We start from the raw sequence: 13,917 nt of genomic DNA, 5'->3' as shown, positions 1-13,917 counted from the left end.
AGATGGTTTACCTGCAAAAATGCCAGCAGAAAAAGGGATTTATCTCTTCCACACTTCCATACTCAACATGTTCCTGCCGTGATACACGATCTCCCTTGCGGTGAACACCAGGACCACGAAATCGGGATTGTCCACGGATTTAAAATACTGTTCAAACATCGGATTCCAGTATTTCTTCTTCGTCGGGATATCTCCGTGGACCTCCCCCTTTGCCTGGATCTCCACATAAGGATCTGAGAATTCCTTACCGGACCAGATCGCGATCGCTGCATTCGGATCTTTTTGGAGCTGTGCCACTTTCTTCGAACTTTTCATGGTACCCCCGACAAGGGTCATATCGGGAAACCCGTTCAGTACCATGAACCGCACTGCGGGCAGCTTGCCGTCCAGTGTTGCAACAGCCGCCGGGTGGGGACCACCCATAACTTCCAGGATCTGTTCCCTGAGTGCCATGGGGAAAGACTGTTACGGGGATCGCAATAAACCTAGTGATACGGGTAAATTTGGAGATCGGAAAGACTGGACAGCAGATGTTCCGGCGTATGGTTCTCCCGTTCCGGACATTCTACGGGTACCTTCCCCGTGCTGTCAGGAATAGGACCGGGCGATATTTTCGTGGCAATGGAGAGAGGGAGATGTTACAGTCCTTGTTTCATCTAATAGAAACTGGCTGAATACATAAATAGAGTGCCAAAGGATTTCCTCATCATCACCAGGGTGATCGTATGCGAAGTCAGGGATACCTCGTTTTAATCTTGGTTATTGTAGCAGCACTCCTCATCGCGGGATGTGCACAACAGCAGAGCAAAACTCAGCCGACAGGACAGCCGACAGCCCAGCCGGCAATGACGACCGGGCAGATGCAATCATCGGACTCTGTCATGGTAACAAGTTCGTCGCTCGGGACCGTACTCACCGACGCAAAAGGTATGGCACTCTATCTCTTTGCACGGGATATTCCCGGAAACGGGACAAGCACCTGTTCCGGCGCGTGTGCAGCGATCTGGCCTGTCTTTTCGGTGAATCAGGTTATCGTCTCCCCGCCACTTGCTTCGGCGGATTTCTCATCGATAAAACGCAGTGACGGGACAGCCCAGACTACCTACAAGGGATGGCCGCTTTACTATTACACGGCTGATGCGCAGCCCGGCGATATGAAAGGCGAAGGCGTAACCGGGAACTGGTTTGTTGCAAAGCCGGACTATACCGTCATGGTCTCCCAGCAGCCGGGCGCGGGAACGTTCCTGACCGATGGAACCGGCAGAACGTTGTACTTCTTTTCCAAGGACTCTCCCGGGGTATCTTCCTGTACAGGAGCCTGCCTTGCGAAATGGCCTGCGTTCGCGGGCAGCCCGGTTGTCGCACCATCCATTCTCAAACCATCCGATTTCAGCGCGGGGAACCGGACTGATGGCATGAACCAGTCATTGTACATGGGCATGCCGCTCTACTATTTCTCCGGGGATACGATGCCTGGGGATATGATGGGCAACGGTTACAACAACCTCTGGCACGTTGCAAATATCACCGGTTACGTGCCTCCGCCACCCGCCCCGGCAATCGTACCCACCCCGACTACGATACCGACAACAGTATCCTATATGGGCGGCTCAAGTGGCGGCGGTGGCGGGGGTTATTAGAACTCCCTTTTTTCAAAACGCAACCTTTGTATCATCTTCCGCAAGATACAAGGAGCATGATAGTACCCGCTGACCTGTCGCGGATCGAGCGGACGCTCCTGACCATCAGCCTGGTCTTCATCATCATCCTCGCGGTGAAGATGACGACATTCATCATCTCCTTCTTCATCACATCCGTTATCCTTGCCATGCTCTTCCTGCCGGCAATGAACTGGCTGAAAGGCAAGGGGTTCTCCGATCTCGTCTCCGTCTCGGTCATCACGATCCTGGCATGCGCCGGTATCCTCGTGCTGATCGTCATCACCATACTCTCGTTCCATTCGCTCGTATCTGACATTCCGCTCTACCAGAATGACCTCAACCTGCGGTTCGCCGATATCACAACGGCCCTGAACCATGCCGGGATCACCGGGGGGGCCATCTCCCCGCCTTCTGTCAGCATCAGCGATATCGTGGCTTTCGGCATATCCGGGATCATGGGGATCGGGAACGCGTTCCTCTTCCTCTTCTTCGTGGGAGTGACAACGTTCTTTATCCTGCTCGAGGCGCCCCGCATCGTCTCACGGATGGAGAAGCAGTTCGGGAGAGAGAGTCCGATCCTCGGGCAGCTCGACCGCATGACCGGGTACATCACCGATTTTATCGTGGTCAGGACCGAGACCAATGCGATCCACGGGCTGCTGTTCGGGGGGTTCTTATCGGTGATGGGGGTCCATTCCGCGGTCCTATGGGGGATACTGACCTTCCTTCTGGGCTACATTCCGTACTTCGGCCTTGTCATAGCCGCTCTTCCGGCGATCTTTTTTGCGTGGCTTCAGTTCGGGGTTCCCGGCGCGGCTGCCGTGATCGCCGCGGTCTGTGTCCTGAACCTGATCGTCGAGAACCCGGTCTATTCCTATCTCGCCGCCAGAAAATTCGAGGTCCCGGCCCTCATCGTGATCCTTTCGGTGATATTCTGGGGCTGGCTCCTGGGAATCATCGGTATGCTCTTTTCCATACCCATAACCCTGATGCTCCTCCTTTCCTTCGAGATGTCCGGGGATCTCCGCTGGATCAACGCGGTGCTGGGAGTCGGTCACCTCTTTGGGAATCATGGCAGGGAGGATCCCGGGCCGCCCGGCGGTCCGGACTGATCAACATTCCTTCCGGGGCGTGCGGGAGATCCGGAGGAGATTTTTTTTAGAGAATCGATCTCACCACGACAGTTGAGTTCCCTTCCCATCCAAGCGTCACCGTGGAACTTCCCAGGATCGTGCCGGTCCTGATGTCCCGTGCGACGACCGTGATGACAACAGGAACGCCGGCGGAAGCCGGCATGTCAGAAAACGACCAGTATACCTTGTCCCCGTGATTGATGAAAAATGCTCCCTGCTGGTTCACATGATAATCCGGAGGAGACCAGGTCAGGAACCTCCCGAAGCTCGTGTTCCACTCAACATCGGTACTGGAGACATCGAAGCCGGTGAGGTTCGGAGTCAGCCCGATCCCCGGCGTCGAGGACATCACCGGAGAGTAACGGAGAGGCGCGGCTTCCAGCTTCAGGGACACCGGCACCGGTACGGGTGCTGCTGCGGACCCTGCCCGGGCGATGCCGCAGGTCCCGTTGACGCAACCGCAACTGCCGGCACCGCAGTCAAGCGGGCCGGCACAGTTCATGGTGCACATCACATCGCAGACCCCCTTACTGACTTTATTGATGCAGCTGGTGGGATGGCAGCACTGGGCAGGAACGCAGTCTTCATCGGTCACGCAGCTCTGTACCGGGGCGGGAATGACGGATAAACCAGGTGATAAGGATGGAGACGGCAGGACCGGTCCGGGCGTAACGTTCATCACGGGCGGACCGGCCGTACAACCGGCCGCGGCTGCGAGAGTGATGCACGCCGCGAGAAGAACGAGGAGATCGGAATCCATAGATTGGTATCGGGAGGAGAGGTTATTAAACCAGACGCGTACATAGATCGTTCCTCATCCTGCTCTCGAACGAATACCGGGAACCTGCCTGTATATTTCGAACGTGGGAATGCCGATCGATCCGGAGCAGCAATTTTAATAACAGTGCTCCCATAACCGCGATGAAGACCGGCAACTCTCAGATCCTGGTCTCTTTTGTCGGCGGGCCCGGGATGGATAAACTCCTCGAGATGGAGATTACCTTGACGGGCAGCCCGGGGAAGAGCAGGACCCAGTCGATCGGGTCGCGGCTGGGCACGACACCGGTCCAGGTCCCCAGCTCACTGACCTTCACCGGGCATTATTCCGGGACAAACCATGTCTTTATCACCGGTTATTTCTCCGATGGTACCCATAAGGCCGTGCTTGACAAGGATCTATGAGAGAAGGAGATCCAATTTTTCCGGCCCTGCCCGTTGTTAAGAGAGGCCGACAGTCCGATCAGCCCCGGGATCGCGTTCCCGGGGATCAGCCGGACTTCTTCTTTGACTTTACCGGCTTCTTCCCATCGCCTATAACCGTTTTTTTCCGCAGGAGACGGTTATACGCAATGGCAAAACGGTGGGCTTCGTTCCGGATCTCCTGGACGTACCGGAGGGCCATCCCCTTTTCATCCAGCCGCCGGGGAAGCATCTCTCCGGGCATAAAGATCTCTTCCTCTTTTTTTGCAATAGCAATGACCGGGATTGTGAGATCGAGGTCCCTGAGAGAACTCCGGGCCGATGAGAGCTGGCCTTTTCCCCCGTCAATAATGATGAGGTCTGGCATCCCGGCGTCCTCCTTGATGAGACGGTCGTACCGCCGTCTGACAATCTCCGCAATCGAGGCGAAATCATCGATTCCCTCCACCGTCTTTATCCTGAACCTGCGGTAATTTTTCTTGTCCGGTACGCCGTTGCGGAACTGCACCATCGACCCGACCATGGCAGTACCGGAGAGGTGCGAGATATCGAAGCATTCGATCACTTCCGGAAGATCAGGGAGACCGAGGTTTGCCTGCAGGTCTTTCACCTTCAGGTCATTTTTCAGGAACGAGTACTCGATGTTCTTCTCCACAAGTTCGAGGAGTTTTTTCTTCTCTCCAATCATCGGTACTGAGACATGTACAGCCTTTCCCTTGCGTTCGGCAAGGTATTCAGCCATGGCTTCACCCACTTCCAGCGGGACGATGAGTTCTGACGGCGGGGTCCGTTCCGCATAGTACTGGACGAGGAACTCTTCGAAAAAATCTTCCCGGTGGTCAAACGAAAACTCCTGTTTGCCGGCAAGCAGGCCTTTCTCCACCGAGAAGACCATCAGGTATACCGTTTCATCGGATACCGCATAGGCAATAACGTCCTGGTCGGTCTCCTTTGGCCTTTCGACGTGCTGGCGTTCGGTGAGATGCCCGATCGCGGTTATCTGGTTGCGGAGTACCAGGGCTTTCTCGTAATCCTTCATTGCGGCATATCCGGCCATCTCTTCACGCAGCGAGGCGAGGAGCTCATTGCCCTTTCCTTTCAGAAGGGCTGCGGCCCGGTCAACGTCTTTCCCGTAATCTTCCTCACTGATCGAACCGATGCAGGGAGCGCTGCAGGTGTGCATGTGGTGCCGGAGACAGGCGCGTTTCGGCAGTTTCCTGCATGAACGCAGGAGGAAGACCCGTTTGATCACCCTGATGAGGGCGTCACGCTCCGCCGCGGAAACGAACGGACCAAAATACGAGGCTTCCCCTTTAGCCGTGCGCCGTGCAATCCCGATCCGCGGGAACTGCTCGGTTGTCAGCTCGATATAGGCATACCGTTTGGCATCCTTGAGATCGATGTTGTACTTCGGCTGGTGTTTTTTGATGAGGTTGTTCTCGAGCAGGAGCGCTTCGGTCTCGGTGTTGGTCACCATGACGCTGACTCGGGCGATACCTGAGACGAGGCTCCGGGTCTTTACGTCGTGGTCTTTTTTCTGGAAGTAACTGCTCACCCGTTTCCTGAGGTTTTTTGCTTTTCCCACATAGATGACCGTATCTCTTTTGTCAAAAAAAAGATAACAGCCGGGGTTGTTTGGGAGGGTGGCAGTATCAAGCATTTCGCAGTGTAGCGTCTCTTCGTGCAAGCTCATAAGGGATGAGGATCGGGTGAGGGTCGGGGATTATCTGTCAGCGACGGCCCTCGAACATCATGTCCAAAAACTGCCCGGTATAGCTCTCCTTCGTAGCCGCAACCTTCTCAGGCGTCCCGGTAGCAATGATCTCGCCGCCGGCGTCCCCGCCCTCCGGACCGATATCGATGAGGTGGTCGGCCGACTTGATGACATCGAGGTTGTGCTCGATCACGATCACGGTGTTGCCTTTCTCCACGAGGTCGTCGAGCACCTTGATCAGCTTCTTGGTGTCGTCGAAGTGTAGCCCGGTCGTCGGCTCGTCCAGGAGGTAGAGGGTCCTGCCGGTCGCACGCTTCGCAAGCTCGCGGGTGAGCTTGATCCGCTGCGCCTCTCCGCCCGAGAGCGTGGTCGAGCTCTGGCCGAGCTTGATATAGTCGAGCCCGACCCGCGAAAGGGTCTCTAGCTTGGTCCGGATTGACGGGATGTTCTCGAAGAGCTTCATCGCCTCTTCGACACTCATGTCGAGGACGTCGGCGATGGACCTGCCCTTGTATTTCACCTCAAGGGTCTCGCGGTTGTACCGCTTCCCTTTGCACTCCTCGCACTCGATATACACGTCGGGGAGGAAGTTCATCTCGATCCGGATGAGGCCGTCGCCCTCGCAGGCTTCGCACCGCCCGCCCCGGAGGTTGAAGGAGAACCGGCCCGGCTTGTAGCCCCGCATCTTCGCCTCCTTCGTGCCGGCAAAGACGGTGCGGATCTCGTCGAAGACTTTCGTGTAGGTCGCCGGGTTGGACCGCGGGGTCTTCCCGATCGGGGACTGGTCGATGACGATGACCTTGTCGATCTCGGCATCGAAGACGATCGCGTCGTGCTTCCCGGCCTGCTCCCGGGACCTGTTGATGATCTGCATCATGCCCTTGTAGAGGGTCTCGTACACGAGCGTGGACTTCCCGCTGCCCGAGACACCGGTGACGACCGTGAGGAGGCCGATGGGGAACTTCGCGGTGATGCCCTTGAGGTTGTTCTCCCGGCACTTCTTCACGGTGATGTACCGCTTCGGGGCCCGGCGCTTTGCGGGGATCTCGATCTTCTTCGTGCCTGCGAGATACTGGCCGGTCAGGGACTTTTTGTTCTTCTCGATCTGCTTCGGGTTCCCTTCCGCGACAACGGCGCCGCCATGGAGCCCGGCGCCCGGGCCCATATCGATGACGTGCTCGGCGGACCGGATCATGTCCTCGTCATGCTCCACGACGAGCACCGTGTTCCCGAGGTCACGGAGCGTCCGGAGCGTCTCGATGAGCTTCCGGTTGTCGCGCTGGTGGAGGCCGATTGAGGGCTCGTCGAGGACGTAGAGGACGCCCATCAGGTTCGAGCCGATCTGGGTCGCGAGCCGGATCCGCTGCGCTTCCCCGCCGGAGAGCGTCCCGGCGTTCCGGGAGAGCGTGAGGTACCCGAGGCCGACTTTTTCGAGGAAGTCGAGGCGTGACCGGATCTCCTTGATAATCTGGGTCGCGATCTCGGTCTCCTTCTCGGTCAGTTTCAGGTTCCGGAACAATGCAGCGCTCTTCGCGACCGGCAGGTCGGTGACATCGATGATGGACTTCCCGTCGATCCGGACGGCGAGCACCTTCTCCTTGAGCCGCTTCCCCTTGCAGGCCGGGCAGTCGGAGACCCGCATGTAGCTCTCGAGCTCGCGTTTCCGCCAGTCCGACTGCGTCTGGGCATAGAGCCGGGCGGTCTGGGGCAGGAGCCCTTCCCACTCACCCGTGTGCGACCACTCCGCGTCGCCGCCTTTCATGCTCATCGAGAATTTCATCTTCCGGTCGGAGCCGTACATCAGCGCGTCGTACTGCTCCGTGGTCAGGTCTTTGATCGGCGTGAGGGCAGAGAAGCCATAGTTCCTCGCAAGGGTAGCGAGGTACTGGCCCCGGAACCCGTCCATCGGGTTGCGGTACGGGGCGACTGCCCCGTCCGCGATGCACCGCTCCTTGTCCGGGATGATGAGGTCGGGGTCGAACTCCATCTTCACCCCGAGCCCATGGCACTCCTCGCAGGCGCCGAACGGGCTGTTGAACGAGAACATACGGGGCTGGAGCTCCTCAAACGCAATCCCGCAGACCGGGCAGGCCATGAGGGACGAGTACGTGGACTCCTTCCCCTCTTCATCAGCGACGAGCACGAGCCCCTCGGACTTCTTTAAGCAGTTCTCCACCGCTTCCGCAAGCCGGGTCCGGTCGGAGGATTCGAGCCGGTCAATGACGATCTCGATGTCCTGTTTTTTGTACCGGTCGAGGGCGATCTCCTCGTCGGTCCGTATGATCTTCCCGTTCACCCTGACCCGGGCATAGCCTTCCTTGTTCAGGTCCCTGAGGAGCTGCTGGTACGTCCCTTTCTTCTGCCGGACGATGGGGGCGAGGACCGTGACCTGGCCCGGGTGTTCCGCTACGATCTGGTCGGCAATCCTGTCGGGGGTCTGGGCGGCGATGGGGATGTTGTGCTCGGGGCAGTAGGGCGTCCCGATCCGGGCGAAGAGGAGGCGGAGGTAATCGTAGATCTCGGTGACGGTGCCGACCGTGCTGCGGGGGTTCTTCGAGGTCGTCTTCTGCTCGATGGAGATGGCGGGCGAGAGCCCCTCGATGGAGTCCACGTCGGGCTTGTGCATCAGCCCGAGGAACTGGCGGGCATAGGCGGAGAGCGACTCGACATACCGCCGCTGCCCCTCGGCGTAGAGCGTGTCGAACGCGAGCGTCGATTTCCCGGAGCCGGAGACCCCGGTGATCACCACGAGCCTGTCGCGGGGGATCGTGACGCTGATATTCTTGAGGTTGTGCTGGCGGGCACCTTTGATGATGATGTCTTTCATTTTACGTGGGGTACAGATTGGTGCCGGTATTTAAAGAAGTGAGGATTGGGGACGGTGAAAGTGTAGGGAGGGCGAGCTAATCTGCGGTAGCGGCGGTCTTTCCCATCGGGATGAATTTGCATATCAACCGCAGACGCAACAGAGCCCCAGCAAGTATTAAATGTCTCTTTTTCTATAATTTCGAACCGGTGTGAAAATGGGTAAAATCATCGTATTCATAAATCTGTCATTAGATGGAGTGATGCAAGCCCCGGCACGACCTGACGAGGATACTCGTGGCGGCTTTACGCACGGTGGATGGGCTGCGCCGTACGCAGCGATGCCCGAGGCAGGAGAGGCTATGGCAAATGCAGGCGGCCTTCTTCTGGGCCGAACGACGTATGAGGACTTTTATAATGTCTGGCCTCAGCGGACTTACAGTCCTTTCTCATCATACATGGATAATACCCAAAAGTATGTTGTATCCAGAACGCTAAAGGAACCCCTGCCATGGAAAAATTCCACTCTCATTAATGGCGACGTTGCAAAGACGCTTTCTACGCTAAAGAAAGAGCAAAAAAAGGATCTTGTAATCATGGGCAGCGGGGAGTTGATACGATCGTTAATGCCTAGTAATCTGATAGATGAGTATGTCCTTTTAGTCCATCCGCTCGTCTTAGGGGAAGGACGTCGCCTGTTTGATGAAGGCATTCCCTATACACCTCTGAAGCTCATACGTGCCAAGACAACTGATAAGGGTGTTATTATAGCAACCTACCAGCCAGCTTGAGTCACGGTTCTGATGCATCGGCGGTTGAGGGCCATTATTCCACTGCGAAAAAAGTTACTATCAACCGCCAACTCATCAGCACCAGATTTTGGGAGAGTTAAGTCCGAGGAACTGGCGGGCGTAGGTGGAGAGCGACTCGACGTACCGCCGCTGCCCCTCGGCGTAGAGCGTGTCGAACGCGAGCGTCGATTTCCCGGACCCGGAGACCCCGGTGATCACCACGAGCCTGTCGCGGGGGATCGTGACGCTGATATTCTTGAGGTTGTGCTGGGCAGGCAATTTTGATGAGGATGTGTTTCATTCTGATGCTGGGACAGTTTGGCGGGAGGTATTAAAGAAGTATATTTCGGGGCATGAAAGTAAAGGAAAAAATCGCCGGCCATCAACAGACATTTCTCCCTCCTGTACACTAGAATGAACAAAATTGTTCATGAGGGTGTACCTGAGGGAGGACATATGACAGGAGAAGCGATACCGGAAAAAATTCGCCAAAAGTATTCATACTTACCATGCTTACAATTCGATCATGTCTGCGGTAAAACGGATACCCGTAACAGAACCGGTGTGGAAGGACCTTGCGGAGATGCGAGCGGCCGGCCAGACCTATACCGATCTCCTGGCAGAGATGATCGAGGACCGAAAGAGGCGCCGGTTGGAGGAAGACGTCAGGAAATGGAGCGGCCGGAAGAGAGAGGGGTACGTTTCACTTTCGGAGATTAAAGATTGACATTTTCCCTCGTACTATGGCACGAGTTATCTGATGAGATCAATCGCCTGCCGGAGAAGACGCGGAGGATCATCAAAACCGCTCTGAAACGCCTTGAAAAAGATCCGTTCCCGGGGAGCCAAGGTGATAAAGAGAAACTAGTTTTACGAGGCGGGGTTATCATATACCGGCTCCACATTTCCCGCAGTTACACCGTATTTTACGAGATTGATGCAGAGGAAAAACTGGTGATTGTCCAGGAGATCCTGCCAATCGGGCAGGCTCATAAGAAATACGGGTATCATTGATTCTTTTTCTCACCGGTTGAGGGCCCCGGCATACCGCCGCTGCCCTTTTTAGCGCACGTCGTAGCCGTGTCGCGAGCGCCGGTTTCCCGGAGCCGGAGACCCCGGTGATCACCACGAGCTTGTCGCGGGAGATCGTGACGCTGATATTCCTGAGGTTTCTGCTGGCGGGTACCCTTGACGATGTCTTTTATTTTGATGCTGGTACGGATTGGTTTGGGGTATTAAAGAGATGAGGGATGGGGTAAGAAAGTGAAATAGAATATTACGATATTTAATGGTCCCGCGATTCAGTGTTATGGCTTTGATGCCGCCATGATCATGCCAAACGCAACATGCGAAAAAATGAAAGAAATTTTTAAAGCATGATGGTCAGCTATTTCTAATGTTATCGCCGTTTTATCCGGGACGATTTCTAGAATTTCTTTTAACGGAGATATATGGTAATAATCTTTTTCGGAAGAGAAGTTTTTCGCGGTCCCTATATCAATAGCTCCTTCACCGTACACTGCCTCTTTAGAATGGAGAATTACTTTTCCGTCATCATTAATAATATCAAAAAATTTCGAAATAATTGATAACTTCTTTAGACCTTCGAGGATCAGCGTTGAATCACTTTTTACCTCATTAAGGGTATGAAATTTTGGCGTTATAATTTTTGACGATGTTGATGAGTAAATATTCAGGTCAAAAACCGATCCATTAGGCCCTTCTTCGAAAAATCTCATTTGAGCATCTGAAAAATTCAAGGAAATCTCTTGGATTTTACTTCGTTCGGATCGTTCAGATACTTGTTGTAAGATTTCAAAATTAATTAAAATCTCAAAATCTTCGTTCTTTTTGTAATCAGAATAAGCGCCTTTACTCAAAACAACTGTTAGAAAATTACTAAAAGAAGGATTCATCGTTTTTATCTCAATATTATTGGAAAAGTGTAATATTACTTCACTGTTTATTTCACTAACAATCTTGAGTATTCTTGACAGAAGAAAATTATTAATTTTAATGGTAGCAGCTGACATTATTTAATTATCCCCAGTCTTCTTGAAAGATCTTCTAGAAGCTTGTTCCTTGAATATGGACTTTCGAGAATAGCAGGATTCTGAAGTTCATATATGTCAGGTCCTTTCTCGCTTTTTTTAAGTATTTTATCGCGATTGATTGCCTCAAAGAGAAGAGCTATCCATTCTTTTTCTCGTTCATCTGGGATAAGGTGTGCAAATTTTGGTGGAGACGAATGAACCATCAGATCATCAATTTCAGAAAATTTTACAGATTTTTTAGAATTTTGCACTAGAGCTGAAATTAAATTTGCCATAAAATGATAAGTTTTCACTCGCTTATCGGTTTGCCGGGTAAAGAGCACTAAGGCCGGGCACCATGGTTGAATTGGCAGAACAATAGTCGGTTTAAATATTTGATCTAACTTCTTGTCTAAATGATGTACTGCATGTTTTCGAATTCTCTTCTGATTTGTATCAATAGTCCAGACGATCACATTGCTTTTTTTTGCACAGGAATCAATAATCTTTTTATGACGGATGTAAAAATCAAAATCCATTACAGCGATTAGTTCAACTGTAATATTCTTGAGATCGATTTTGTGCTTTGAAAAAAATGTTATAACTGAAGACTCAGTGACATTTCGATAATCGGAAATCTTTTGAAATTCCTGCTCAATTTTCTCAGCAATGTCATTATCATTTATCCGTTGCATCAACCTTTCAAATCCCTTTATGTCATGGATTTGAACGATTCCCTTTTGGTCAGTAGCAATGAAATCAGGTGTAACAATTTTCTTTTTTGAACTCTGTTCGACTTCTAAAGTAGGATCCGGCCGACCAAAATATCCTAGATTAGCTAAATGCGCATTTCCTCTAAATTGATTCATATAAAGAGAAAAAGTCCAATTTAGAAGTTGAGTGTGTAACTCATTCCATCCAAGAGAATTAGTCATAAAAACCACTCAACCTTGTCGACCAAGTCATTTTTTCAGAGAGTGTCCTAGTAAGTGTCAGGATCCCTAGGGGGGTTGTATGTAGAGGATCAACGACCAATTGAGGAGTTCCGTCATCTTCGCAAAAAGTTAGACGAAGTTCCGAACGGTCTACGGGAATATAGGTTAAACATGAAAAATCCCTCCCTTTTCTTTCCAATCTAGTCCCATAAATCTGAAGGCTTTTTTTGCTTATTGTCAATAAATTTTCAAGTTTAACCGAAAATTCATTAATATCATCTGGGAATTCGAAAGTATAATAGAATGGCTGCGTCGGTGAATAATTTGATAAATCAAATGAGCCATCATTCAATATTGTATACTCTCTAAATGTCGAATATCGCGAATATTCCGTAAGTTTTTCGTGCGTTTTTTGAACTACATCCGAAACAATTTTCTCCGTAGCTTGCAATTCTCCCCGTTCATGAATTACTTTAGCATCCTGATCCACGACAATACTTGCCTCGCCTGGATTGCTAAATTTTGCATTAAAACTTAACTTGATAGTGTCAGTTATTTTCTTTTGTAATAATGCACTAAGGACATCGTGAGCATCAATTTTTGATGTTTTAATATTCACCTCAATCGCTCGCGGTCTATACCATCGATCCTGATACCTATCTTGAAATTCAGGGTGAATTTTAGAGCGTTTTAGAAGATAGTACGGATCATAACTTGTATAGAGTTTTATGATATCGTAGTCTCTGCTGTATTTCTCAAATTTTCCAAGATCATCTGGAGCCATCCATCCGAACGTAATGTATTTAATTCTCGCAATTATACTCTCAAGTTTCTCTTTTATGGATTCGTTTGAAATCTTGAAATATACAAGCAGGTAGATCGAAGGGTCAATCTTTTTTAAAATCAGATGAAATTTTTTTTCTACACTGGCGATCGATATTTTCTCATTATCTTGAAAATTTATTTTTTGATTTCCTAATGTTAGTCTCGAGCAAATATCATTTAATATTTGGATCGATTTGAGATCCCTTGAACAAAGTATAGAATAGTAATAACATTGCTTATCTTTAGGAAAATCTTCCTTACTAATAAGCTTATACGAATTGGTTCCCATGAGATTCACTTTGCTCTACGATTCGATCGTTCCTCAATTCTATTTTAAGAAGGTATAAAGTCATCTAACGTTCCGTCAGCTCAACTGCGAAAAGATACTGACCGGCCCAGCACTATAGGATTTGGAAGGTAAATTTTGTATTTGCTCCATTAGTTGGCCCTTCGATTGATTTTCTTTTTACTCTAGCCATATTTTCAAATTTTGTACTTCCTAACGCAGCACAGACAAGTGGTAGTCGATTTGTAAAGTAAAGTTCCCGGTGGACATCTCCAGATCGAATAGTCACTTCTTTTTGACCCCGTGATCTAGCAGGAATGATATAATGATCTCTACAATAAATACGAGTTTTATCTGATGGGCGAAGCTCATCAGTAACAGGTAGATTTTCGGTCATTGAATTTCACTAGAGCACAATAATGCAAATAGTTATCTCAGTGCCATCAGTACCGGAGATGAACGATGGCCGCCGTCCCGATCCGGTTCCGGGTCTGCCCAATCACAACAGGCCCGGTCCCGCCCCGCCGCACGCGG

At 51.5% G+C, this 13,917-nt stretch carries 13 protein-coding genes and 1 pseudogene; 6 read left to right on the top strand and 8 right to left on the bottom strand.

The annotated features are described in order from the left end of the window. Positions 1-39: 39 nt before the first annotated feature. Positions 40-453, bottom strand: a complete 414-nt coding sequence (locus ABSB80_RS07530; RefSeq protein WP_428369726.1) for a pyridoxamine 5'-phosphate oxidase family protein — start codon at positions 451-453, stop codon at positions 40-42. A gap of 272 nt (positions 454-725) precedes the next feature. Between ABSB80_RS07530 and ABSB80_RS07525 the strand changes: the two genes are divergently transcribed. Together ABSB80_RS07525 and ABSB80_RS07520 are read left to right on the top strand one after the other, a co-directional pair. Continuing rightward, entirely contained in the window at positions 726-1,640 is a 915-nt protein-coding gene (locus tag ABSB80_RS07525; protein ID WP_428369724.1) for a hypothetical protein, read from the top strand. Positions 1,641-1,696: 56 nt separating this feature from the next. After that, on the top strand, positions 1,697-2,773 hold the full coding sequence (locus ABSB80_RS07520) for an AI-2E family transporter (protein WP_428369722.1): 1,077 nt from the start codon (positions 1,697-1,699) through the stop codon (positions 2,771-2,773). Between the two features lie 46 nt (positions 2,774-2,819). On the opposite strand, the gene ABSB80_RS07515 is transcribed toward ABSB80_RS07520, so the two are convergent. Then, a complete protein-coding gene (locus ABSB80_RS07515) occupies positions 2,820-3,554 on the bottom strand; it encodes a hypothetical protein (RefSeq protein ID WP_428369720.1) in 735 nt (244 codons plus the stop codon). A 161-nt stretch (positions 3,555-3,715) separates the two neighbouring features. Between ABSB80_RS07515 and ABSB80_RS07510 the strand changes: the two genes are divergently transcribed. Further along, positions 3,716-3,976, top strand: a complete 261-nt coding sequence (locus ABSB80_RS07510) for a hypothetical protein (protein ID WP_428369718.1) — start codon at positions 3,716-3,718, stop codon at positions 3,974-3,976. A gap of 85 nt (positions 3,977-4,061) precedes the next feature. Here ABSB80_RS07510 and uvrC read toward each other — a convergent pair whose 3' ends face one another. Further along, positions 4,062-5,654 carry an excinuclease ABC subunit UvrC gene (gene uvrC / locus ABSB80_RS07505; RefSeq protein ID WP_428369716.1) on the bottom strand — a complete coding sequence of 531 codons (1,593 nt, stop codon included), beginning with the start codon at positions 5,652-5,654 and terminating at the stop codon, positions 4,062-4,064. 70 nt (positions 5,655-5,724) lie between these two features. Further along, the gene (gene uvrA, locus ABSB80_RS07500; RefSeq protein ID WP_428369714.1) at positions 5,725-8,535 is read right to left on the bottom strand and encodes an excinuclease ABC subunit UvrA; all 2,811 of its coding nucleotides are present in this window, start codon (positions 8,533-8,535) and stop codon (positions 5,725-5,727) included. A gap of 196 nt (positions 8,536-8,731) precedes the next feature. Here uvrA and ABSB80_RS07495 point away from each other — a divergent pair, with 196 nt between their 5' ends. Beyond that, a complete protein-coding gene (locus ABSB80_RS07495; protein WP_428369712.1) occupies positions 8,732-9,304 on the top strand; it encodes a dihydrofolate reductase family protein in 573 nt (190 codons plus the stop codon). 99 nt (positions 9,305-9,403) lie between these two features. Here ABSB80_RS07495 and ABSB80_RS07490 read toward each other — a convergent pair. Then, a pseudogene (locus ABSB80_RS07490) lies at positions 9,404-9,605 on the bottom strand (ATP-binding cassette domain-containing protein); the annotation flags it as partial. A gap of 225 nt (positions 9,606-9,830) precedes the next feature. Between ABSB80_RS07490 and ABSB80_RS07485 the strand changes: the two are divergent. Then, the gene (locus ABSB80_RS07485) at positions 9,831-10,031 is read left to right on the top strand and encodes a hypothetical protein (protein ID WP_428369710.1); all 201 of its coding nucleotides are present in this window, start codon (positions 9,831-9,833) and stop codon (positions 10,029-10,031) included. Next, on the top strand, positions 10,028-10,318 hold the full coding sequence (locus ABSB80_RS07480; protein WP_428369708.1) for a type II toxin-antitoxin system RelE family toxin: 291 nt from the start codon (positions 10,028-10,030) through the stop codon (positions 10,316-10,318). The genes ABSB80_RS07485 and ABSB80_RS07480 overlap by 4 nt, the downstream gene beginning before the upstream one ends. 293 nt (positions 10,319-10,611) lie before the next feature. On the opposite strand, the gene ABSB80_RS07475 is transcribed toward ABSB80_RS07480, so the two are convergent. From ABSB80_RS07475 to ABSB80_RS07465, 3 genes are read right to left on the bottom strand one after another with little or no spacing between them, the layout of a single operon-like run. Then, positions 10,612-11,337: a hypothetical protein gene (locus ABSB80_RS07475; protein ID WP_428369706.1), complete on the bottom strand. Its 726-nt coding sequence runs from the start codon at positions 11,335-11,337 to the stop codon at positions 10,612-10,614. Continuing rightward, complete coding sequence (locus ABSB80_RS07470) at positions 11,337-12,272, bottom strand: hypothetical protein (RefSeq protein ID WP_428369704.1); 936 nt, start codon at positions 12,270-12,272, stop codon at positions 11,337-11,339. Before ABSB80_RS07470 ends, ABSB80_RS07475 begins: the two co-directional genes overlap by 1 nt. Further along, on the bottom strand, positions 12,265-13,386 hold the full coding sequence (locus ABSB80_RS07465; protein ID WP_428369702.1) for a hypothetical protein: 1,122 nt from the start codon (positions 13,384-13,386) through the stop codon (positions 12,265-12,267). Before ABSB80_RS07465 ends, ABSB80_RS07470 begins: the two co-directional genes overlap by 8 nt. Between the last annotated feature and the right edge of the window lie 531 nt (positions 13,387-13,917).

Origin of the sequence: Methanoregula sp., from assembly GCF_050010295.1 — an archaeon.
Lineage (GTDB): Archaea > Halobacteriota > Methanomicrobia > Methanomicrobiales > Methanospirillaceae > Methanoregula.
The sequence above is the reverse complement of the archived record's forward strand: the minus strand, read 5'-3'. Positions and strand labels throughout refer to the sequence as shown.